Source organism: Mesorhizobium sp. M4B.F.Ca.ET.058.02.1.1 (genome assembly GCF_003952505.1).
Classification (GTDB): Bacteria; Pseudomonadota; Alphaproteobacteria; order Rhizobiales; family Rhizobiaceae; genus Mesorhizobium.
This window is the reverse complement of record NZ_CP034450.1, coordinates 6,341,413-6,364,963: the sequence shown is the minus strand read 5'-3', so window position 1 is coordinate 6,364,963 and position 23,551 is coordinate 6,341,413. Positions and strand designations below refer to the sequence as shown.

Annotated in this window: 12 protein-coding genes and 1 pseudogene; 6 read left to right on the top strand and 7 right to left on the bottom strand. The window is 65.8% G+C overall.

The window, feature by feature from the left end:
• Positions 1 to 14 precede the first annotated feature (14 nt).
• Entirely contained in the window at positions 15 to 1,337 is a 1,323-nt protein-coding gene (locus tag EJ073_RS30910) for an alanine racemase (RefSeq protein WP_126058959.1), read from the bottom strand.
• A gap of 65 nt (positions 1,338 to 1,402) precedes the next feature.
• Between EJ073_RS30910 and EJ073_RS30905 the strand changes: the two genes are divergently transcribed.
• Positions 1,403 to 2,344, top strand: a complete 942-nt coding sequence (locus EJ073_RS30905; protein ID WP_126058958.1) for an amidohydrolase family protein — start codon at positions 1,403 to 1,405, stop codon at positions 2,342 to 2,344.
• Here EJ073_RS30905 and EJ073_RS30900 read toward each other — a convergent pair.
• Genes EJ073_RS30900 through EJ073_RS30885 form a run of 4 tightly spaced genes read right to left on the bottom strand, consistent with a single transcriptional unit; the run spans position 2,318 to position 6,827 of the window.
• Positions 2,318 to 3,289 carry an ABC transporter permease gene (locus tag EJ073_RS30900; protein WP_126058957.1) on the bottom strand — a complete coding sequence of 324 codons (972 nt, stop codon included), beginning with the start codon at positions 3,287 to 3,289 and terminating at the stop codon, positions 2,318 to 2,320. The genes EJ073_RS30905 and EJ073_RS30900 overlap by 27 nt on opposite strands.
• On the bottom strand, positions 3,286 to 4,251 hold the full coding sequence (locus EJ073_RS30895) for an ABC transporter permease (RefSeq protein ID WP_126058956.1): 966 nt from the start codon (positions 4,249 to 4,251) through the stop codon (positions 3,286 to 3,288). Before EJ073_RS30895 ends, EJ073_RS30900 begins: the two co-directional genes overlap by 4 nt.
• Complete coding sequence (locus EJ073_RS30890) at positions 4,248 to 5,747, bottom strand: sugar ABC transporter ATP-binding protein (RefSeq protein WP_189347298.1); 1,500 nt, start codon at positions 5,745 to 5,747, stop codon at positions 4,248 to 4,250. The genes EJ073_RS30895 and EJ073_RS30890 overlap by 4 nt, the downstream gene beginning before the upstream one ends.
• A 27-nt stretch (positions 5,748 to 5,774) precedes the next feature.
• Positions 5,775 to 6,827, bottom strand: a complete 1,053-nt coding sequence (locus EJ073_RS30885; RefSeq protein ID WP_126058954.1) for an ABC transporter substrate-binding protein — start codon at positions 6,825 to 6,827, stop codon at positions 5,775 to 5,777.
• Positions 6,828 to 7,062: 235 nt separating this feature from the next.
• Here EJ073_RS30885 and EJ073_RS30880 point away from each other — a divergent pair, with 235 nt between their 5' ends.
• From EJ073_RS30880 to EJ073_RS30865, 4 genes are all read left to right on the top strand, one after another.
• Complete coding sequence (locus tag EJ073_RS30880; protein ID WP_126058953.1) at positions 7,063 to 7,860, top strand: IclR family transcriptional regulator; 798 nt, start codon at positions 7,063 to 7,065, stop codon at positions 7,858 to 7,860.
• 685 nt (positions 7,861 to 8,545) lie between these two features.
• Positions 8,546 to 14,353, top strand: a complete 5,808-nt coding sequence (locus EJ073_RS30875; protein WP_126058952.1) for a VCBS domain-containing protein — start codon at positions 8,546 to 8,548, stop codon at positions 14,351 to 14,353.
• Positions 14,354 to 14,537: 184 nt separating this feature from the next.
• A complete protein-coding gene (locus EJ073_RS30870) occupies positions 14,538 to 16,232 on the top strand; it encodes a type I secretion system permease/ATPase (protein ID WP_126059407.1) in 1,695 nt (564 codons plus the stop codon).
• A gap of 19 nt (positions 16,233 to 16,251) precedes the next feature.
• Positions 16,252 to 17,589 carry an HlyD family type I secretion periplasmic adaptor subunit gene (locus EJ073_RS30865; protein ID WP_126058951.1) on the top strand — a complete coding sequence of 446 codons (1,338 nt, stop codon included), beginning with the start codon at positions 16,252 to 16,254 and terminating at the stop codon, positions 17,587 to 17,589.
• A 45-nt stretch (positions 17,590 to 17,634) separates the two neighbouring features.
• On the opposite strand, the gene EJ073_RS30860 is transcribed toward EJ073_RS30865, so the two are convergent.
• Both EJ073_RS30860 and tssH read right to left on the bottom strand, forming a co-directional pair.
• A complete protein-coding gene (locus EJ073_RS30860; RefSeq protein ID WP_126058950.1) occupies positions 17,635 to 19,128 on the bottom strand; it encodes an aldehyde dehydrogenase family protein in 1,494 nt (497 codons plus the stop codon).
• Positions 19,129 to 19,469: 341 nt separating this feature from the next.
• The gene (tssH, locus tag EJ073_RS30855; protein ID WP_126058949.1) at positions 19,470 to 22,307 is read right to left on the bottom strand and encodes a type VI secretion system ATPase TssH; all 2,838 of its coding nucleotides are present in this window, start codon (positions 22,305 to 22,307) and stop codon (positions 19,470 to 19,472) included.
• Between the two features lie 334 nt (positions 22,308 to 22,641).
• On the opposite strand from tssH, the pseudogene EJ073_RS30850 reads away from it, so the two are divergent.
• A pseudogene (locus EJ073_RS30850) lies at positions 22,642 to 23,457 on the top strand (type VI secretion system ImpA family N-terminal domain-containing protein); the annotation flags it as partial.
• Positions 23,458 to 23,551 lie beyond the last annotated feature (94 nt).

Below are 23,551 nucleotides of genomic sequence, written 5' to 3'. Positions count from 1 at the left end.
TCATAGGGCTCTGGTCAGCCGAAATAGGTGGGGAAGGCGTGCGCCACATGCCCGTTTCCATCGACGCCGAAGATGACGCGGTAGCGGTCGAGGCAGGTGCAAGGGTGCGAGATGCCGAACTCGACGACGTCGCCGACGGCGATGTCGTCGCCCGGCTGAAGCGACAGGAAGGCATGCTGGTCGTTGAGTTTTATGACCTCGGCTTTCGGCGGCGCCGCAAGCGCATGGCCGGCGCGATGGACCATCAACGGCTTCGGGAAGCCTTGGTCGAACGAGACGTCGCGCATCCCCATGCCGCAGATGGCGAGGCTGGGTTCTGGCCGCGACAGCACCTCGGCCCAGATGCGCAGCGCCGGGCGGAACAAGCGCCGCGCCGAAACACTCGCGCCATTGACGGTAAAACCGTTGCGGGCATCGACCGCCCCCAGCGATCGATCGTAGACGCCATGATCGTGGAAGAAGATGGCGCCGCTGCGCAGCACCAGCCTCGCATTGCTGTCCTTCGCGACGACAGGCGAAAGCGCCGCGATCACCTTGTCGAAAAAGACTGAGCCGCCGGCCGTCACGATCAGCGGCGCCTCGCCGCCGACGCGCGCACGCAGCCTGAGGAACATGTCGCCGACGTTTGCCAGCAGCGCCGACACCACCTCCTCGGTGCGCACCGGATCGGGTTGCGCGGCCGCGCCTTCATAGGTCGCGACACCGGCGATCAGCAGCCGTCCGCCTGTCGCCGCGATCGCGTCGGCGATCGCCTCGGCCACGGCAGTCGTCCGAGCCCCTGCCCTTGCCACGCCAAGTTCGACCAGCACGCGCAACGGAGCCAGCGCCGCATTGGCGCGCCATGCCTGGGCAAGTGCCTCCACGGCGTCGACAGAATCGGCAAAGACATAGAGCTCGGCCTGCGGCCAGGCGCCGGCAAGCGCCGCGAGCCGGTTCGCGCCGCCCGCACCGCCAACCTCGTTGGCGATGATCAGCCGCGTCAGCCCGGCCTTCAGCATGACCGTCGCCTGCCTGATGTCGGCGACCGTGGTGCCCCAGGCGCCGGCCTCGACCAGCGACCGGGCAAGGTCCGGCGCCATCGGCGTCTTGGCGTGCGGCGCGATCTCGGCGCCATGCTCCGCGACATAGCGCAGGAAGAGCTCGCGATTCGAAGCGAAGGCGGCCTCGTCGAGCGTCAGCAAAGGCAGCGACATGCGGCCGTCTGCCGGATGCCAGCCTTGTTGCCCGACCTGTCTGCTGTCCAGCCCGGAGGTGCCTGGCGGCACGCCGCGGATGCGATCGTCGAGCAGAAAATTTTCATGCACGACGAGCGGCGGAGCCGGTGTGTTTTCACTCATCCGATGCTACCCCTTGCGCCGTTCCAGAGAGATTGCCGGTGCCGGTCATCGCTTGAGAGAAACGCATGCCCATTCCCTACGGTGGACCGATCATCGATGCCCATCATCATCTCTGGGACCTGGGTCTCGGCCGCAATCCCTGGCTGACGCCCACGGCCGGCGAACGCGGCGGCCTGGGCGAGCTTGGCCCGCTGCGCCGCAACTATCTGCCCCAGGATTATCTGCGCGATGCCGCCCGACACGCTGTCGTCGCCACCGTCCATGTCGAAGCCGGTTGGGCTGCCGACGACTGCGTCGGCGAGACCCGCTGGCTGGAGACGCTGGACAAGTCGCAGGGCATCCCGACACGCTATGTCGTGCACGTGCCGTTGGCCAGCCGGCAGGCCCCGGCGCTGATCGAAGCGCAGGCTGCCTTCCATCGCGTCGTCGGCGTGCGCGATATTCTCAGCTGGGACCCCGATCCGGCGCGTCGCTTCGCCGCCCGCGACGGCATCATGGACGATCCGGCCTGGCGCTCCGGACTGAAGCTGCTCGCGCGCCACGGGCTCTCCTTTGACCTGATGGTGTTCCCGCGCCAACTGGCTGATGCCGCTCGCCTCGCCGCGGCCTTTCCGGATCAGCAATTCGTCCTCAACCATTGCGGCAGCCCGATCGACCGCGACGTTGATGGCATGCGGAAATGGCGCGACGGACTGCGGCTTCTGGCGCAGCACGACAACGTTGCCGTCAAGATCTCGGACCTCGTCGCCTACGATCATGACTGGACGCTCGACAGCCTGCGGCCGGTGGTGCTGCACTGCATCGACTGTTTTGGAACGAAGCGCGCCATGTTCGGCTCCGACTTCCCGGTCGCCGGCCTGCATGCCTCGTTCGACGAAGTGTATGACAGCTTCAAGGCCATTGCTTCGGGCCTTTCCGCGGACGAGCAGGCGGCGCTGTTCTTCGGCAACGCCAAGCGCATCTACCGGCTGGACGACGTGTCATCGACGAGCCTGCTCCCGGCCTGAGAGAAGCAGCAGGCCGAGGATCAGCGAGCCGAACAGGATGCTGCGCCAACCGGGAGATGCGTTGACCACGGTGATCAGCGCGGTGATGGTCACCAAGAGGATCGCGCCGGGAATGGTGCCGGCATAGGTGCCGAGCCCGCCGAGAATGGACGTGCCGCCGAGCACCACCGCGGCAATCGATGCAAGCAGGTAGGGATCGCCGATCCCGACATAGCCCTGTCCGTTCATGCCGAGCACGAGCACGCCCGCCAGCCCCGCCGTGAAGCCGCTGATGCCATAGACGGCGAGTGTCGTCGACGTCACCGGCACGCCGGACAGGGCCGCGGCAAGCGGATTGGCGCCCATGGCGAAGATGCGCGCGCCGAACGGCGTGGCGTGCATGACCGTCAGCACAATCGCGGAAACGGCCACCCAGAGCAGAATGCCCGCCGGAATCCCTGCCGGCCGCGCATTGCCGAGCCAATGCACCAGCGGGTTCTCGGCGGTGACGGCACTGCCGCCAGCAATGATGATCAGAAGCCCTTGCAGGAAGGTCGCCATGGCCAGCGTCATGATCATGGGATGAACGCGCAGCAGCGCCACGCCGAGCCCGTTGACCAGCCCGATCACCGTGGTCAGCGCAAGCACCGCGAGCACCGGCGCAAGGCCGGTCGGGTCGGCCTGCCATGACAAGAGCGGCAGGCTGATGGCGCTGACGGTGACGATCGCCGCAACCGAAAGATCGATGCCGCCGGCGATCACGACGAAGGTCTGGCCCGCCGCGACCAGGCCGATCACGGCGCCGAGTTCGACCAGATAGCGCAGATGGCCATAGGCGCCGAAGCCGCGCGACGCGAAGCTCGCCCCGATCCAGACTGCCGCGACAATGGCCACGGTGAGGAAGGGCCGGCTCTTCAGGATCGCCTTGGCGCGCTTGCCGCCCGCGCTTTCGTTCCAGGCTGTCATGGCTGCACCTTACGGAATTGCGGGATGGCGACGGCGCCGATGATGATCAGCCCCTGCGCGACATACTGCGCCACCGGCGTGAAGCCGAGGAAGAACATGACGCTGATCATCAGGCTGAGCAGCAGGCTGCCGGCGAGCGCGCCGCGCATCGTGCCTTGCCCGCCGAGGAAACCGATGCCGCCGAGCACGGCGGCGGCGATGGAGTTGAGCGTGAAGGCATTGCCGATCACCGGATCGCCCGAGCCCGTCTGCGCGGCGACGAACAGGCCGGCGCTGGTCGAGAGCAGGCCGCTGATCGCATAGGCGGCGACGCGCGCCATATCGACCGGCACGCCGGACCGAAAGGCGCCGACCGGATTCTCGCCGGCGGCGTAGAGGCTCAGTCCCAGCGGCGTGGCGAGATAGAGCTTCCAAAGGAGAACGATTGCCAACAGAAGCACGAAGGCCGCTGGCGTGTCGCCGGCCAGCAGGTCGGACAACCATTCCGGAATGGAGCCACCCGGCCTTGGCAGGATCAGCAGTGCGGCGCCACCAATGATGAAGGAACCGGCGAGCGTGACCACGATCGCCGGCAAGCGAAGCCGCACTACGATCAAGCCGGTAACGGCTCCGATGCCGAGCCCGGTCAGCGCCACCGCGGCGGCGCCGCCGGCGACGCCGAGTGGCCCGGCCATGGTGGTCGCGGCGATGACCGCCCCGAGACTGACGGTGGCGCCGATCGCCAGGCTGATGCCGCCCGTAAGCATGAGGATCGCCTGCGCCATCGCCACCAACGCCAGCGGAAACCAGCTCTGGGTGAACTTGGCGAAGCCGGAGGCCGTGAACAGGCCAGGAAACAGCACGCCATAAGCAATGAGGAATGCGAGCACGACGACGAACAGGCTGCGCACGCCGATATTGCGGCGCGCTTGCACCGGCCAATAGAGGGCACCGGCGGTTTTCGCGGGGGAAGAAGTACTCATGCCGCGACCTTCTGTTTCTCGGCGCCCATCGCCGCCGACACGATGGCTTCCTCGCTCAGCGCCGTGCGTTCGAGCGTGGCCGCGATGCGACCTTCCCGCACCACCGCCACACGGTCGCACAGATGCACCAGTTCCGGCGTGTCGGAACTGAGCAGCACGACGGCCTTGCCAGCGGCGGCGAAGGCGCGCAGCATCAGATAGATCTCGCGCTTGGTCTCGACATCAACACCGCGTGTCGGGTCGTTGAGCAGCAGCACCAGCGGATCATGCGGCATCCATTTTGCCAGCGCGACCTTCTGCTGGTTGCCACCGGACAGCGCCTGCGCCGGCCGCTCGAGATCGCCCTTGATGGCGAGCTGCGCGGCAAGGCCCTTTGCCGTCTTGCGTTCGGCCTGGCGGCTGCGCAGCTTCAGCGCCGGCAGCCGCGCGAAGGCAGGCAGCATCATGTTGGTGATGATCGGATGGATCAGGTGCAGTCCCTCGCGCTTGCGGTCGGCCGGCACGTAGACGAGGCCGAGCGCATTGGCCTTCGGCACACCGCCGGGCAGGCCCGGGGCACCGTTGACGGTCGCCGACTTCGTCCTCGCCGGGATGGCGCCGTAGAGGCCGAGCAACAGGTCCTCCTGCCCCTGCCCGACCAGGCCGCCAATGCCCAGCACCTCGCCCGTCCTGATGTCGAGATCGACGTCGCGCATCAGGCCGGCCGCAAAGTTGCGGACCGAGATGGCGGTGGCCGGCGAGGCGGAAGCCTGCCACTTGGGAAAGAGATCGCCAGGGTCGCGACCGACCATCAGCCGCACCAGCCCGGCGGCGTCGGTTCCGTCCAGCGAGCGGTCCGCCGTGCAGGTGCCGTCCTTGAGGACGGTGACATGCTGGCAGAGCGTCATCACTTCGTTGAGCCGGTGCGAGATGTAGAGGATGGCGATGCCTTCCCGGCGCAGCCGCGCCAACAGATCGGTCAATATTTTCGTCTCCGTCGCCGACAGCGACGAGGTCGGTTCGTCGAGGATTAGCACGCGTGGCCGGCGGTAGAGCGCCTTGGCGATCTCCACCATCTGTCGGCGCCCGAGCGGCAGTTGCCCGACGGGCGTCGACAGTGGCTCGTGCAGCCCGACGAGGTCGCACGCCGCCCTTGCCCGGGCGGCGAGCTCATTGTAGTCGACCAGGCCGAACCGCTTCGGATAGGCGCCGAGGCCGATATTCTCGGCGATCGAAAGGCTGGCGGTCAGGCTGAGCTCCTGCTGCACGACGGCAATGCCGGCCTGCCGCGCCAGCGCCGGCGTCATGCGCGCCACCGCGCGCCCGTCGACCTCGATCGTCCCGCCATCCGGGCGCAGCGCCCCGGACAGAAGGTTGATCAGGGTCGACTTTCCGGCGCCGTTCTCGCCGAGCAGCGCATGCACGCGGCCCGGCTGGAGAGCGATGGAAACGTCGCGCAAGACCGGATTGCCGAAGAAGGCCTTCGACACCCCCCGCGCGGCTAGGAGCGGAGCCATGGTTGTCAATGCTACAACCCTTCCGGCCTATTTCTGCGCCAGCAGCTTCTTGAACAGCTCCTCATCGTAGGGCGAATAGATATAGCCGTCAGCCGGGAAATCCTTGGCCCGGGCGAGGTACTCGTCGATGTTGGAATTGTCGATCACCGGCAACGGGATCTTGACGAAGGCCGGCACGTCCTTGCCTTCGAGCGCCTGGACGGCGGTGTAGGTAGCGAAGGCGCCGAGCCAGTTCGGCTGCATGGTGGCCCAGCTCTTCAGGCCCTTTTCCTTCCACAGTTCGAGGAACTGCCGAGCGTTCTCGCCGGTGATCGGCACCTGGTCGCGGCCCTGCTTGTCGAGTGCCAGCACCGCGCCCGCCGACAGCGCGCCGCCGAGCGACAGGATGCCGTCGATTTCGGGATTGGCGAACAGCAGGCTGGTGACGGCTTCCTGCGCCGGCGCGACATTGTAGGGTGTGTTGGTCTCGGCCAGGATCTTCACGTCCGGGTGAGCCTTGAGCTCGGCATCGGCGCCCTTGCGGCGATCGTCGCTGACCGAGACGCCGGCCGGACCGTTGAGGATCAGGATCTTGCCCTTGCCGCCGATGGCGTCGATCAGGAACTTGGCGGCCTGGTCGCCCCACTGCGAGGAATCGGTGTTGACCTTGGCGGTCACCTGGTCGGTGTCGACGAGGCTGTCGAAGTTGATAATAGCGATGCCCTTGGCGCAGGCATCGGCGATAACGCGCGCCGGCGCGGTCGATGAGCCGGCGATCAGGATGATGGCGTCGACATTGGAGTCGATCATCGACTGGATCTGCTGGATCTGCACGTTGGCGTCGCCCTGGGCGTCGGTGACGACCAGCTTGTCGACCAGCCCCTGCTTCTTCAGCGCCTCGACCTCGGCCTCGATGGTGCCCTGCGTCTGCTTCATCCAGGTCGGCACCGAATAGATGTTGGCCCAGCCGATCGTGTACGGCGCCTTGCGGTCGCCCTTGATGCATTTGGCGGCGGCATTGGCCTGCGAGCCTACGCCCAAGGCCAAGACGAGACCGAGGCAAAGGGCGCTGGCGGATGCGAAAAACGGCGATTTCATCATGACTGTTCCCCTTCAGTGGTTGTGTCCGGGCGTGCGGAGTCGGGACGACAAAACCGCCGGTTGCCGCGTTGCGGAACCGCCCGTTTTTTCGTCTGGACTTCTCTGTCCGGCTCGTTAATCTGTCCGGTATTTCAGACATCGTGTCTGTATATCGGACAGGCGGGATGCTAGACTGAGCCTTGGCATCTTTCAAGCGTCTTGAGACGAGGACTTAAAATGATTTTGGACGGCCGAAATGAGCGATAGCGCGACCGATCTGATCGAGGCGGGTGGCGCTGCACCGCAAGGCGGCGAGCGCCGCCGCGGCATCGACCGCGTCATCATGCTGCTCGAGGCGCTGCTCAGGCATCGTGCGCCGGTGCGCGTCGGCGACCTCGCCAAGATGATTGGCGCGCCGCGCTCGACCACCTACGAGATCGTCAACAGCCTGCTCGAAGCCGAGATGCTCGAGAATGTCGGCACCGAGGGCTATGTCTATTTCGGCCGCGCGATGCACCTGTTCGGCTGGGCCTATTCGCATCACAATGCGCACTACCGTCGCATCCTCGAGACGCTGGACAGGATGGCCGCGGAGACCGGCGAGACCGTTCAGATGTGCGGTCTGCGCGGCAACAAATATGTCGTCCTCGACTGCCGGGATTCGCCCGGCCCGTTCCGCATTTCCAGCGATGTCGGCGTCGAGGTCCCGATCCCGTGGACGGCATCGGGACGGCTTCTGGTCGGCCATATGAGCAGGGAAGAGCTTGGAGCTTTCATCCCGGCTGACGACTACAAGCTTCCGGACGGCCGCATCATCGCACCCGGCGAATTCTTCGCCGATGTCGAACTGGCGCGCCAGCAGGGCTTCAGCGAGACATCGGCGCTCGCCGACCGCTTCACCTGGTGCATGGCCGCCCCGATCCGCGACGGCCATGGCGCCATCAACAAGACGCTGTGCTTCGTCCTGCCCGTCGACACGCCGCAAGCGCGACGAAGCGAATTGCTGGCCTTGCTGCGCGAACGCGCCGGCGGCCTGTCGCTGGCGGGAAGCTAGATTTTGCCGACTGGCCTCGCCAAGTTCGACCACGAGATCGCGACGCCGGCCGAAACGCGCAGGATGCTCGGCCTGAAAGGCGGAGGCTCCGGATTCCGATGCGCCGGGCTGCTTTGTGAAACGCGTCCGCTGCCAGGCAACGCCGCCGGGCCATCGGTCCCTGCCCTCTTGGCTGCACGAGGAAATGAGCGGCAAGACGGAGTTTAACCACGGGTCTCTGCCGGCGCGCGGCCTATGTTCCGGGATGCGTCGATAGCCGCGCGACTGGTCCTGCGGCCATGCGCCGAATATCAGTAGCGGCCCTAATATTAACTGTTATGCCAAGCAGGATGTTGACGCCTCCTCGCTGACAGGGTTAATAATACCCTAATATAAGCGTCGAATAAAATGGCCCCCGACCGGCAACAACGGGTTAAGCGACGCTAAAGGGGCTAGGGGAAACACAGCACGGCGGCCAGTACCGCCGCAGCCATCACCATTTGAGCCACAGCCCGCCCGTGACTGGCCACACGTTGTGCTGGCCATCGCTGGGCGTCGGCATCGAGGCCTTCGGGTGCGCTGACACAATCGACATGTGCCGGAATCTGCGTGCCGGGCGTGCAACATTTTCAGTCAAGAAGCGGCTGGTCTTTCAATGGGGTCGACAGGCGGTGGGGCGTCTGTCGTTAAACAACAGGGGTGAAAAATGGCTACTCAGGTCACCGGTGCCGGCGGCACCACGACGTCTTTTTCCAACACACCGCAGGCGAAGGACGACATCTTCTTTTCTTCGGAAGATGCCGGTAGCGTCCTGATTCTGAATGTTCTAGCGAACGACCTGGGCGGGGCGGCCAAAACGCTCTACTCCATCGACGACACCGTCAGTGCGTCGATAGCGACGAAGACCTATGCGCCGGCGGACCTGCTGACCAAGGACATTACATACTCAAGCTCCGACGACAGCGCGGGAGCCGCCGGGACCACCGACACCAGCCTCCTGGGCGCCAGGATCTGGATAGCCAGTGACGGCACGATCCATTACAGCACGGCCAGTATCGACGGACTGTTGCAGTCGCTTGCCGCCGGGCAGATCCTTGTCGACAAGGTGACCTACGCCATCCAGCTCGGCAACGGCACGCTGAGCTGGGCCACGGCCACCATCCAGTTCACCGGCACCAACGACAAGCCGGACATCCATCTGGTGACGACGGACAAAGACGCCGCCTCGCTGACCGAGACCAGTGCGCCGCTGACGGCGAGCGGCACGCTGACGGTGAACGACGCCGATGTCTCCGACACGGTGAGCGCGAGCGTAACCTCGGTGTCGCCCGGCGGCACCACCGGCAGCCTGGACAGCGCCGCCGTCATCAACATGCTGACGGTTTCGCCGACCTCGCTGACGGCCGATGCGGGCGAGACCCACAATCTGACCTGGAGCTTCAACTCGACGCCGCAGGCGTTCGATTTCCTGGCGGCCGGCGAGACGCTGACGCTGACCTACACGATCCAGGCCGACGACGGCCATGGCGGCACCGACACCCAGACGGTGACGGTCACCATCACCGGCACCAACGACGCCGCCATCATCGACGGCACCACCAGCGGCGCGGTCGACGAGGACGGCGCCGATGCCCCGGTCACCGCCATCGGCTCGCTGACGGCAAGCGATGTCGACAACGCCGACAACGTCTTCCAGGCCGACAGCGGCAGCACCAGCTACGGCAGCTTCACCATCGATGCCGCCGGCAACTGGACCTACACGCTCGACGACACCAATCCGACGGTCGACGCCCTCAATGACGGCGATCCGCTCAGCGACTCCTTCACCGTCCATTCCGAGGACGGCACCAGCCAGCTGATCACCATCTCCATCACCGGCACCAACGACGCCGCCATCATCGACGGCACCACCAGCGGCGCGGTCGACGAGGACGGCGCCGACGCCCCGGTCACCGCCATCGGCTCGCTGACGGCAAGCGATGTCGACAACGCCGACAACGTCTTCCAGGCCGACAGCGGCAGCACCAGCTACGGCAGCTTCACCATCGATGCCGCCGGCAACTGGACCTACACGCTCGACGACACCAATCCGACGGTCGACGCCCTCAATGACGGCGATCCGCTCAGCGACTCCTTCACCGTCCATTCCGAGGACGGCACCAGCCAGCTGATCACCATCTCCATCACCGGCACCAACGACGCCGCCATCATCGACGGCACCACCAGCGGCGCGGTCGACGAGGACGGCGCCGATGCCCCGGTCACCGCCATCGGCTCGCTGACGGCAAGCGATGTCGACAACGCCGACAACGTCTTCCAGGCCGACAGCGGCAGCACCAGCTACGGCAGCTTCACCATCGATGCCGCCGGCAACTGGACCTACACGCTCGACGACACCAATCCGACGGTCGACGCCCTCAATGACGGCGATCCGCTCAGCGACTCCTTCACCGTCCATTCCGAGGACGGCACCAGCCAGCTGATCACCATCTCCATCACCGGCACCAACGACGCCGCCATCATCGACGGCACCACCAGCGGCGCGGTCGACGAGGACGGCGCCGACGCCCCGGTCACCGCCATCGGCTCGCTGACGGCAAGCGATGTCGACAACGCCGACAACGTCTTCCAGGCCGACAGCGGCAGCACCAGCTACGGCAGCTTCACCATCGATGCCGCCGGCAACTGGACCTACACGCTCGACGACACCAATCCGACGGTCGACGCCCTCAATGACGGCGATCCGCTCAGCGACTCCTTCACCGTCCATTCCGAGGACGGCACCAGCCAGCTGATCACCATCTCCATCACCGGCACCAACGACGCCGCCATCATCGACGGCACCACCAGCGGCGCGGTCGACGAGGACGGCGCCGATGCCCCGGTCACCGCCATCGGCTCGCTGACGGCAAGCGATGTCGACAACGCCGACAACGTCTTCCAGGCCGACAGCGGCAGCACCAGCTACGGCAGCTTCACCATCGATGCCGCCGGCAACTGGACCTACACGCTCGACGACACCAATCCGACGGTCGACGCCCTCAATGACGGCGATCCGCTCAGCGACTCCTTCACCGTCCATTCCGAGGACGGCACCAGCCAGCTGATCACCATCTCCATCACCGGCACCAACGACGCCGCCATCATCGACGGCACCACCAGCGGCGCGGTCGACGAGGACGGCGCCGATGCCCCGGTCACCGCCATCGGCTCGCTGACGGCAAGCGACGTCGACAACGCCGACAACGTCTTCCAGGCCGACAGCGGCAGCACCAGCTACGGCAGCTTCACCATCGATGCCGCCGGCAACTGGACCTATACGCTCGACGACACCAATCCGACGGTCGACGCCCTCAATGACGGCGATCCGCTCAGCGACTCCTTCACCGTCCATTCCGAGGACGGCACCAGCCAGCTGATCACCATCTCCATCACCGGCACCAACGACGCCGCCATCATCGACGGCACCACCAGCGGCGCGGTCGACGAGGACGGCGCCGACGCCCCGGTCACCGCCATCGGCTCGCTGACGGCAAGCGATGTCGACAACGCCGACAACGTCTTCCAGGCCGACAGCGGCAGCACCAGCTACGGCAGCTTCACCATCGATGCCGCCGGCAACTGGACCTACACGCTCGACGACACCAATCCGACGGTCGACGCCCTCAATGACGGCGATCCGCTCAGCGACTCCTTCACCGTCCATTCCGAGGACGGCACCAGCCAGCTGATCACCATCTCCATCACCGGCACCAACGACGCCGCCATCATCGACGGCACCACCAGCGGCGCGGTCGACGAGGACGGCGCCGATGCCCCGGTCACCGCCATCGGCTCGCTGACGGCAAGCGACGTCGACAACGCCGACAACGTCTTCCAGGCCGACAGCGGCAGCACCAGCTACGGCAGCTTCACCATCGATGCCGCCGGCAACTGGACCTACACGCTCGACGACACCAATCCGACGGTCGACGCCCTCAATGACGGCGATCCGCTCAGCGACTCCTTCACCGTCCATTCCGAGGACGGCACCAGCCAGCTGATCACCATCTCCATCACCGGCACCAACGACGCCGCCATCATCGACGGCACCACCAGCGGCGCGGTCGACGAGGACGGCGCCGACGCCCCGGTCACCGCCATCGGCTCGCTGACGGCAAGCGATGTCGACAACGCCGACAACGTCTTCCAGGCCGACAGCGGCAGCACCAGCTACGGCAGCTTCACCATCGATGCCGCCGGCAACTGGACCTACACGCTCGACGACACCAATCCGACGGTCGACGCCCTCAATGACGGCGATCCGCTCAGCGACTCCTTCACCGTCCATTCCGAGGACGGCACCAGCCAGCTGATCACCATCTCCATCACCGGCACCAACGACGCCGCCATCATCGACGGCACCACCAGCGGCGCGGTCGACGAGGACGGCGCCGATGCCCCGGTCACCGCCATCGGCTCGCTGACGGCAAGCGACGTCGACAACGCCGACAACGTCTTCCAGGCCGACAGCGGCAGCACCAGCTACGGCAGCTTCACCATCGATGCCGCCGGCAACTGGACCTACACGCTCGACGACACCAATCCGACGGTCGACGCCCTCAATGACGGCGATCCGCTCAGCGACTCCTTCACCGTCCATTCCGAGGACGGCACCAGCCAGCTGATCACCATCTCCATCACCGGCACCAACGACGCCGCCATCATCGACGGCACCACCAGCGGCGCGGTCGACGAGGACGGCGCCGACGCCCCGGTCACCGCCATCGGCTCGCTGACGGCAAGCGACGTCGACAACGCCGACAACGTCTTCCAGGCCGACAGCGGCAGCACCAGCTACGGCAGCTTCACCATCGATGCCGCCGGCAACTGGACCTACACGCTCGACGACACCAATCCGACGGTCGACGCCCTCAATGACGGCGATCCGCTCAGCGACTCCTTCACCGTCCATTCCGAGGACGGCACCAGCCAGCTGATCACCATCTCCATCACCGGCACCAACGACGCCGCGGTGATTACCGGCAACGGCATCCAGGACACCTCGGTCACGGAGAAGAGCGGCGTTGCCAATGGCACGCCGGGCGATGCGACGGCCGGGGGCGACCTCAACGCGATCGACGTCGACAATCCGGCCACCTTCGACGTCCAGGCCGCCGTGGCCAAAAGCTATGGCACGTTCTCGATCGATGCCGCCGGCACCTGGAGCTACACGCTGGACGACAACAACGCCACCGTTCAGGCGCTCAACAGCAGCGGCGCGAACACCACGCTGCATGAGCTGGTGACGGTCACCACCGCCGACGGCACCTCGCAGGTGGTCGATATCACCATCAACGGCGCCAACGATGCCGCGGCGATCACCGGCACGGCCAGCGGAGCCGTCGTCGAAGCGGGCAGCTCCAATGGCGGCGGCACGCCGACAGCTACCGGCGACCTTCTTTCAACCGATGTCGACAACACCACGGACTCGTTCCAGGCCGTCAATTCCGCGACGGCCAGCGCGTCCGGCTACGGCGCCTTCACCGTGACATCAGCCGGTGTCTGGACCTATACGCTCGACAATTCGAACCCGACGGTCAACGCACTCGCTGACGGGCAGCCATTGAGCGACAGCTTTACCGTCTATTCGGAGGATGGCACCGCAAAGCTGGTCTCGATCTCCATCACCGGCGCCGACGACGGCCCGCCGCGCTTTGCGCCGACCGATATCCAGCTGACGCCGATCACAACAACGGATAATGTGAATTTCAATTCCTTCCAGTTCACCGGAACCCTGAGCGCGACCGACTCAGATCCTGGCAGCTTTGTCTACAGCATCACCTCGCAATCGAATGCGAACCTGTTTTCGATCAGCGGGAACACGCTCAGCTCGGGAAGCCTCACGACGAACAGCATATCCACCGTGACCGTGCAGGCCACCCAAGTCGGCGACCCGGTCGGGCCCGCATATCAGTACAGCGAGACGTTCCAGATCATAACGGGCAGCAACGGCTTGAACGCGGGAGAAACACTCAACGATCCCAGCAACAACAACGGCGACGACGTCCTCTACGGCAATGGCGGAGCGGACTCGATCTTTGGCCTGGCCGGTAACGACACGCTGTTTGGGCAGGACGGCAACGACACACTGAACGGCGGCGATGGCAACGACCGACTGGTCGGCGGTGTCGGCACTGACACGCTTACCGGCGGCCTGGGAGCCGACACGTTCTACTACGGATCGGCCGTTTCGGATTCCCCGGCAAGTGCCGCGAACGACACCATCACCGACTTCGTGCATGGCACCGACAAGATCGACCTGTCCTCGATCGACGCCAGTACCGCCGCCGGCGACCAGGCCTTCCTGTTCGGCGGGCAGAACGGGGCTACCGTCGCCAACAGCATCACCTGGTCTGAGGTCGGCAGCAACACGATCGTGCGTGTCGACGTCAACGGCAATGCGACGGCGGATTTCCAGATCACGCTGACCGGCACCGGGCTTGGCCTGACCGCGAGCGACTTCGTGCTGTGATGAATGAGGAGGTGAGCCGGCGGCCACGCGCGGCTCACCTCGTTTCCCGCCGGCCGCGGGTTCTGCTTACGAATTAAGGTTTACGGCAGGTTTACGAGCGGATCGCGTGGCCGATTGAGGGATCGGTAGTAGTATCGGTCCGGGCGTGCAGTTGGGGGCGGGTTCTCCGCTGGGTATCTTGAGTATCGGTAGCAAATCGCAGATCGTGAACGACGCGCTTCGGGCGTGCCGCCGCTATTTCCTGGTCGCGGCCGCCTTCAGCCTGGCGATCAATCTGCTCTATCTCGCCTCGCCCCTCTACATGCTGCAGATCTACGACCGTGTCGTCACCAGCGGCAGCCAGACCACACTGGTGATGCTGACGCTGGTGCTGCTGGTCGCCTTCATGGCGCTGGCCGGCCTCGACCTGGTGCGCGCCTGGATCCTGACGCGCGCCAGCGCGCGCCTCGATCGGCTGCTTTCGGCCAGGATCCTGGCCGCATCGGTCGAAACGCCGTCGCAGGGCGCCTCGCAGAGCCAGCCGATCCGCGACTTCGACACGTTCCGGCAGGTCATCACCGGCAGCGGTATCCACGCGCTGTTCGACCTGCCCTGGTCACCGATCTACATCGGCATCATCTTCCTGCTGCACCCCTGGTTGGGCTTCTTCGCGCTCGGCTCCGCGCTGCTGCTCATCGCCATGGCGGTGCTAAACGAATATCTGGTGCGCGCGCCGCTGAAGCAGGCCAACGACATCGCGACGACCAACTACAATTTCACCGAGATGAGCCTCAGGAATTCGGAGGTCGTTCGTGCCATGGGCATGATCGACGGCCTCATCCGCCGCTGGGGCCGCGACCGCAACCTAGCGCTCTTGCGCCAGGCGCAAGCGAGCGACCGCGCCGCGCTGATGACGGGGCTAATCCGCTTCCTGCGCCTGACCATGCAGTCGCTCATCCTCGGCCTCGGCGCCTATCTGGTGATCGAACGGCAGACCACAGCCGGCTCGATGTTCGCGGCCAGCCTCCTGCTCGGTCGCGGCCTGCAGCCGGTCGAGCAGATCGTCGGCCTTTGGCGCAGCCTGATCCTGGCGCGCGCGGCACTTGCGCGAGTGCGCAGGCTGGTCGACGGCGACGCGAAGGACGAACGCTCGTTCAACCTGCCGAAACCCTCCGGCAAGATCTCGGTCGAGCAGGTGAGTTTTGCCATTCCGAACCTGCAGAAAGTACTGCTGCGGGATGTCTCCTTCCGGCTCGAGGCGGGCGAGGCCCTCGGCATCGTCGGCCCTTCCGGCGCCGGCAAGTCGACGCTAGCCAGGCACCTCGCCGGCGTCATGCAGCCGAGCCGCGGTACCGTCAGGCTGGATGGGGCCGACATGTCGCATTGGGGGCGCGATACGCTGGGCGACCATATCGGCTACCTGCCGCAGGACATCGAGCTCTTCGCCGACACCGTCGCCGCCAACATCGGCCGCTTCAAGACCAATGTCGACCAGGAGGTGATCGAGGCCGCGCGGCTCGCCGGCGTACACGACATGATCATCCGCCTGCCGCAGGGCTACGAGACGCAGATCGGCGAAGGCGGCGCGGTGCTGTCGGGCGGTTATCGCCAGCGCATCGCCCTTGCCCGGGCGGTGTTCGGCACCCCGAACCTGATCGTCCTCGACGAGCCGAGTTCCAACCTCGACGCCGACGGCGACCGCGCGCTCAGCGACTGCGCGATCGAGCTCAAGCGCCGTGGCAGCACCGTCATCATCGTCTCGCACCGGCCCTCGACGCTCGCCAATGTCGACAAGATCCTTTTGCTGCGCGATGGCGCGGTCGAAGCCTTCGGCATGCGGAACGAAATCGTGGCGCTGCTCAACCAGCGCCAGGCTCCGATCGCCGTGGCAACCCAATGAACTGCGAGAGGAGAGACGTTTGAGCGACAGCGCCCTCACTTACCGCAGCCTGCCCGGCGAAGCCGGCATCCCGGCCCCGGACTCGATCCGGATGCCGGCCCTGATCGGCCTGTTGATCATACTCGCCTTCTTCGGCGTCTTCGGCGGCTGGGCCGCCTTCGCCCCGCTGAACGGCGCCGTGCTCGCCGAGGCGGTCGTCAAGGTGGAGGGCAACCGCAAGAGCCTCCAGCATTTCGATGGCGGGACGATAAAGGAGATCCGCGTCAAGGACGGTGATATCGTCCAGAAGGGCCAGGTCCTGCTGCTGCTGGACGACACCAGGCTGCGCTCCGAGTTCAATCTCTACGCCCAGCAGTACGCCCTGCTGCGTGCCACCGATGCCAGGATCCGGGCCGAGCTCGACGGCAGCCAGGAAGTTGCCTTCCCGAAGGATATCGCGGGCGAGCACCAGGCCTATCTCCAGGACGCGATGGCCAACCAGGTCGCCGATCTCGAAAGCCAGCGCGCCTCGATGGCCGGCGCCAGGCAGATCCTCGAGAAGCGGATCGCCGAGCTCGACGAGCAGATCGAGGGCAAGCAGGCGCGCGTCGATTCCTATCGCGCCCAGTTGCGATCGACCGTCGACGAGAAGGCGAGCCTCGGCAAGCTGCTCAAGGCCGGACTGACGACCCGCCCGCGCATCCTGGAGCTCGACCGATCCGCCTCGGACCTGCAGGGCCTGATCGACGAGAACCTGGGCGCCATTGCCGGCAGCCGGCAGACCAAGGCCGAGCTCGAGAGCCAGATCGCGCAACTGTCCAACGAACGCCGGGCCAAGCTTTCGGCGATGATGATCGAGACGCAGTCCAACCTGGCCGATCTCGTGCCCAAGATGTTCGCGGCCCAGGCCGCCATGGACCGTGCCGAGGTGCGCGCGCCCTATGACGGCCAGGTGATGGACCTCAGCGTCTTTTCGATCGGAGCGATCGTCGCGCCGGGCCAGACCATCCTCGATATCGTGCCGACGCAGAATTCGCTGATCGTCCAGGCGCAGGTCCGCGTCGAGGACATATCGAGCCTCAGGTCCGACATGACGGCCGAAGTCCGCTTCACCTCCTACAAGCAGCGCTCGATACCGATCATCCATGGACACGTCACCCGCATTTCGGCTGACCGTATTACCGACAGCAAGACAGGCCTTCCCTACTATGTCGCCGACATTGCGGTCGATCCGGCCGAACTGGCCGCCGCCCCTCAGATATCGCTCTATCCAGGCATGCCGGCCTCGGTGATGATCGTCACCGAGGAGCGCACGGCGCTCGATTACATATTGGGGCCGCTGGTGACATCGTTCCACACCGCCTTCCGGCAGAAATAGCCGCCGCGGCGACGGCCGGATCAGTGATCCGTATCGAAAGGGCGCTCAGTCGGTCCTGATCCAGACGCCCTTGGTGTTCAGATACTCATCGAGGTGCTCGGTGCCGCCTTCGCGTCCGTAGCCGCTCATCTTGTAGCCGCCGAACGGCACCGCCGGGTCGATCGCGTGATAGGTGTTGACCCAGACTGATCCGGCGCGGAGCCGATTGGCCAGCCGGTGCGCCTTGCCGATATCGTGCGTGAACACGCCGGCGGCGAGCCCATAGGGCGTGTCGTTGCCCCGCCGCACCGCCTCATCCAACGTGTCGAACGGCAGCGCCGAGATGACCGGGCCGAAAATCTCCTCTTTGGCGATGCGCATGTCGTCGGTCACGCCGGCGAACACGCCCGGCGTGATGAAATTGCCCAAGGCAAGCGCACCCTCGGTGACGCGCGCGCCGCCGGTCAACAGCCTGGCGCCCTGCCGCACGCCGTCCGCGATGAAGCCGGTGACGCGCTCGAGCTGACGGGGAGAGATCAGCGGCCCGATCTCGGTTGCCGGATCGGCGCCGTCGCCGATCCTGAGCTTTGCCGCATGGGCGGCGACCCGCTCGACGAACTCCTCATAGATCGGCTGCTCGACGAAGAGCCGCGAGCCGGCGATGCAGATCTGGCCGGAATTGGCGAAGACCGACATCGCCGCCACCGGCACGGCGCGCTCGATGTCGGCGTCGGCGCAGACGATCACCGGCGACTTGCCGCCAAGCTCCAGCGAAACGCGCTTCATGTTGGAGGCCGAGGCGCGCAGGATGCTTTGGCCAGTCGCGGTGGAGCCGGTGAAGACCACCTTATCGACATCCATATGCGAGGCCAGCGGCGCGCCGGCCTCGGCGCCGGTGCCGGTGACGACGTTGACAACGCCCTCCGGCAGGCCCGCTTCCAGCATGATCTCGGCGATCAGCAGCGGCGTCAGCGGCGCCTCTTCCGAGGGCTTCAGCACGATGGTGCAGCCGGTGGCGAGCGCCGGGCCGATTTTCCAGATCGAGGCGGCGGCAGGCGCGTTCCAGGGAATGATCGCGCCAACGACGCCGACCGGTTCCTTGCGGGTGTAGGACACGATCTCGCCGGGCAGCGAGTTGCCGACCGTCTGCCCGTGAATGGAGGTGGCCATGCCGGCATAGAAGCGCAACATGCCGAGCACGCGGGTCCTGTTGGCCAGCGTGCGCGTGATCGGCATGCCCATATCCGTCGTATCGGAAAGCGCGATCTCTTCCCAATGCCGCTCCATCAGATCGGCGATCTTGAGGAGCAGGAGCTGGCGCTCATACGGCTTGAACCGGCTCCACGGTCCTTCGAAGGCACGGCGCGCGGCGGCGACGGCGAGGTCGATGTCCCCGGCACCGGATCGCGGCACGGTGCCGATCACCGCCCCCGTGGCGGGGTTGCGCGTCTCGAAGGTGCGGCCGCTCGCCGCGTCGCGCCACTTTCCATCGATCAGCATCTTGCGGTGCCGTCCGTCGATGGGAACGCGCAAGGATAGATCTTTCGCCGATGCCGTCATTGCCGCAGACCCTTGTTCCTGAAACGCCCGGCCGAAAGCAAAGCAGCCGTTGCAGACCAGCACCGCCTATGTAACGTGCCGCGGGTGAACAAAGGAAGACACATAGGGCCCGACGCCCGCTGTACGGAGCTGGTCATCCCGCCGTCGACAAGAGCATCTGACCGGTGACGAAACTGGCGGCGTTCGAAGGCAGGAAGATCGCCGCGCCATCGAGCTCGTCGGCGCGATCTTCCGGCACCACGACGTCGTTCCGCTGACCTTCGCGCGCTGGCCCACCCACGGCAAACCAGTCGTCTTTGATTTCGATGCCAGGCCGACGGCAGTCGAGACAGCAACGGCGGTCATTCGAAAGTGTAGGTGAACCCTTCCGCGGAAGCCCCGACGGTCACTTTCGTCATCTTTTCGCCTTCGAGCGAACGGTTCAGAACGCCGCGGCTCAGTTCCGGCAGCAGCGTGTTGGTGAGGATGGCGTCGATCATTCTCCCGCCGGATTCGATCTCGGTGCAGCGCGCCTTGACCAGATCCATGACCCCGTCGCCGATCACCAGCTCGGCATCGCTTGTGGCTCGCAGCCGGCGCGCGATCTTGGCGAACTGGTGGCGCGTGATCGCCTCGATCATCGCATCCGACAGCGGATAGTAGGGTATGGTCACCACCCGGCCAAGGAAGGCCGCGGGGAAAACCTTGAGCAACGGGCCGCGCAAGGCGGTGTCGAGATCGTCGAGCCCGGCTCGCACCGTGCCGTTCCCGGTGCGGTCCATGATGACCTCGGAGCCGACATTGGATGTGAGCAGGATCAGCGTGTTCTTGAAATCGATCCGCCGGCCTTCGCTGTCGTCCATCATGCCCTTGTCGAAGACCTGGAAGAAAATCTCGTGCACGTCGGGATGCGCCTTCTCGACCTCGTCGAGCAGGATCACCGAATAGGGTTTTCTGCGCACCGCCTCGGTTAGGATACCGCCCTTGCCGTAGCCGACATAACCGGGCGGCGCGCCCTTGAGCGTCGAGACCGTATGTGCCTCCTGGAATTCGGACATGTTGATCGAGATGAGGTTCTGCTCGCCGCCGTAGAGCGTTTCGGCCAGCGCCAGCGCGGTCTCGGTCTTGCCGACGCCGGAAGGACCGCAGAGCAGGAACACGCCCACCGGCTTTTCCGGCGCGCCGAGCCCGGCGCGGCTGGTCTGCACGCGTTTGGCGATCATCTCCATCGCGTGATCCTGGCCGACCACGCGCTCGGCAAGCGTGGCGGCGAGCTTGAGCGCCTTCTCGGTCTGGCTGGACAGCATCCGTCCGGTCGGGATGCCGGTCCAGTCCTGCACCACCGCGGCCACGGCGTTGCGGTCGACAGATGGCAGGATCAGCGGCGTCTCGCCCTGGGCCGCGGCAAGTTCCCCCATCAATTCGCGCAATCGTGCCAGGTCGGCGGCGGAATCCGGTGGCGAAGCGGCGACCTCGGCAACGGGCGCCTCGACCTTGGCTGCCTTCGTTTTCGCGGCCTTCGTCTTCGAGGTCTTGGTTTCCGCTGCTTTCACCTCCGGCGCCTTGGCCCCGGGTGCCTTCTTCTCCGGTGCGTCTGCTCCGGTCGCGGCAGCCGCTTCGCCGCCGGCAGCTTCCTCGGCGTCCACCGGATCGAGCGGCACGCCCTCGCCGCGCAGTCGTGCGCGCAGGTCAAGGATTTCGGCCACCAGCGCCTTTTCCCGGTCCCAACGGGCCTGGGCGGCGGCCAAAGCGGCTTCGGTTTCGGCCAGGCCGGCATCGACCCTGACCTGCCGGTCCGCCACCTCGATGCCGATCGCCGCCTCGCGGCCGATGATGCCGCGCTCGACCTCGAGCGCCTGGCGACGGCGCAATATGTCCTCGACTTCGGCAGGCGTCGCATGCTGCGAAATGGCGACGCGGGCGCAGGCCGTGTCGAGAAGGCTGACCGCCTTGTCGGGCAGCTGCCGCGCCGGAATGTAGCGATGCGACAAGGCAACCGCCGCCTCGATCGCCTCGTCCAGAATCTGCACCTTATGGTGCTGTTCCAGGACGCCGGCGACGCCGCGCAGCATCAGCACGGCCACGACTTCCGACGGCTCATCGATCTTGACCACCTGGAAGCGGCGGGTCAGCGCCGGGTCCTTCTCGATATGCTGCTTGTACTCGGCCCAGGTCGTCGCCGCGATGGTGCGAAGCTCGCCGCGTGCCAGCGCCGGCTTCAGGAGATTGGCGGCATCGCCGGTTCCGGCGGCACCCCCGGCGCCGATCAGCGTGTGCGCTTCGTCGATGAACAGGATGATCGGCGTCTCGGAGGCTTGGACCTCGTCGATGACCGCCTTCAGCCGCTTCTCGAACTCGCCCTTGACGCTTGCCCCCGCCTGCATCAGCCCGACATCGAGCATGCGCACGCTGACATTCTGGAGCGTTGGCGGCACGTCGCCCTGGGCAATGCGGAGCGCAAAACCCTCGACCACGGCGGTCTTGCCGACCCCGGCCTCGCCGGTGAGGATCGGGTTGTTTTGCCGGCGCCGCATCAGGATGTCGACGATCTGCCGGATTTCGGGATCGCGGCCGACGACCGGATCGATCTTGCCGTCGTGGGCGCGCTGCGTCAGGTCGGTGGCATATTTCGCCAGCGCCGAATCCCCGCCGGGGCCGTGTTTCATCGGCGTCTCCGTGGCGAGGGTGGCCGGGGCAGCGCCGGCCTCCAGCGAACCTTCCATGACATCGGCGAAGCGGGAAATGACGCCGTCCGCATCGATCCGGTCGAACTCGGCGCTGATCTTCGAAACCAGGCCCTCCAGCACCGGCGTCTTCAGGCAGGCAAGCAGGATATGCGAGCTGCGCACCTCCTCGACGCCGAACTCCAGCGTCGCGAGGTTCCAGCCTTCCTGGATGGCGTGGAAGATGTGGTCGGAGAATTCCTCCACCGAGGTGGCGCCGTAGGGCAGCTTGTCGATGGCACGGGTCATGTCCGCCGTCAGCCGGCTGGCATCCAGCCCGGCATCGGCGACGATCATCTGCACATCCGAGCGCTCCGACAGCACCAGTTGCTGAATGAAATGGACGAGTTCGACATAGGGATTGCCGCGCAGCTTGGCCGTGTCGGCCGCGGCCTTGAAGGCGCGCACCCCCGTGGCATCGAGCTTGGCAACCAGTTCCTTGCGCTTGAAGCTCTGCGATGACCGGCGCTGTTCCATCGAACCTGCTCCCGAAATCAGCCAGCCGATACCCTGCCATAGAAGCGGCAGGTTGACAAAGCATGTGATGGATGATGCGCCTCGATGCCCGATTCGCCCAGCATCTTCCGTTTCAGGGAAAGCCCCGCATCCCCAGGCAAACAAACACGAAATTGCCCTCGCCTATGCGATGCATTTCACATACGGCGCCGGACAATGACGCCATGGGTTTCGGCGACAGAACGGTCGCGTTTAGCTTCCGTTAGTTTTTGAGCAGTCCTTGAATTGTGATAAAGTGACGCACTGTGATAACCTTGCGTCACGCAAGGTCTCAAGGCCGCTCCTGGGGGTTGGTGTGATTGATCTCGCACTCTGGCTGAATCCTCTCGACGGTGAGAATCCGTCAGGTGAGGATTTGCGCAACGACCCGGCCTTCCATGAGCTGGAGCGCCTGATCGAACAGCAGACCAAAGTCGAGTATGACGACCGCAACAAGCCGTCCGCGGAAGCGATCATTCCGATCGACTGGCCCGCCGTGCTTGCCAAGGCCGAGGAATTGCGTCCGCGCGGCCGGGATCTGCGCCTTCTGGTCATCGTCACGCGCGCCCTGGCCAATGAAAACCGGCTGGCCGGACTGGCCGACGGTCTGAGCCTGATTGCGCAGACGTTCGACGCCCACTGGGAGACCCTGCACCCGGCGCTGCGATCCGGTGCAACGCCGCGCGACGCGGCCTTGCGTCGCATCAACGCCCTGCTCGATCTCCAGAACGGCCAGGAAGGCCTGCTGGCAGACCTGCGGCAGATGATCTTTTTCGCGCCGCGCCCGATCGGGCCGATCAGCGGGCGCGACCTGGAACAAGGCGCCCTCGACGAGCGCGTCATGCTCCAGGAAGCGGCCTCTGGGCTGAATGCCAGCGAAAAGGCAGCGCTTGCGAGCGCCCACAGCCAGCTCTTGAACCGGGTGCGCAGCGGATGCGCGGCGCAGATCGATCAGGCCGGCGAGGCGATGACGTCGCTGCTGGGCGACGCCCGCGCGGCAATCGCGGCCCTCGATGCCGTCGAGACCGCGCTCAACGCCCGCATCGAAGGCAACGGTCCCGCCGTCCCGGAATTGAAACGGTTCCTGCAGCGTTTGCTGACGACCCTGGAGCGCAATTCGGCTGCCGGCGCGTGGCGAACGGCGCGGCGAACGCGCATGCAGCGATCAGCGCCGGCGCCGCAGCCGCGAGGCGCGGCGCGGCGATGCGCGGCGCAGATCGTCAGGC

What these genes read in the sequence shown, in the direction of transcription:
- EJ073_RS30860 (WP_126058950.1), bottom strand. Translation starts at nt 19,128, where the DNA reads ATGACGGCATCGGCGAAAGATCTATCCTTGCGCGTTCCCATCGACGGA.
- EJ073_RS30900 (WP_126058957.1), bottom strand. Translation starts at nt 3,289, where the DNA reads ATGACAGCCTGGAACGAAAGCGCGGGCGGCAAGCGCGCCAAGGCGATC.
- tssH (WP_126058949.1), bottom strand. Translation starts at nt 22,307, where the DNA reads ATGGAACAGCGCCGGTCATCGCAGAGCTTCAAGCGCAAGGAACTGGTT.
- EJ073_RS30910 (WP_126058959.1), bottom strand. Translation starts at nt 1,337, where the DNA reads ATGAGTGAAAACACACCGGCTCCGCCGCTCGTCGTGCATGAAAATTTT.
- EJ073_RS30875 (WP_126058952.1), top strand. Translation starts at nt 8,546, where the DNA reads ATGGCTACTCAGGTCACCGGTGCCGGCGGCACCACGACGTCTTTTTCC.
- EJ073_RS30890 (WP_189347298.1), bottom strand. Translation starts at nt 5,747, where the DNA reads ATGGCTCCGCTCCTAGCCGCGCGGGGGGTGTCGAAGGCCTTCTTCGGC.
- EJ073_RS30880 (WP_126058953.1), top strand. Translation starts at nt 7,063, where the DNA reads ATGAGCGATAGCGCGACCGATCTGATCGAGGCGGGTGGCGCTGCACCG.
- EJ073_RS30905 (WP_126058958.1), top strand. Translation starts at nt 1,403, where the DNA reads ATGCCCATTCCCTACGGTGGACCGATCATCGATGCCCATCATCATCTC.
- EJ073_RS30885 (WP_126058954.1), bottom strand. Translation starts at nt 6,827, where the DNA reads ATGATGAAATCGCCGTTTTTCGCATCCGCCAGCGCCCTTTGCCTCGGT.
- EJ073_RS30895 (WP_126058956.1), bottom strand. Translation starts at nt 4,251, where the DNA reads ATGAGTACTTCTTCCCCCGCGAAAACCGCCGGTGCCCTCTATTGGCCG.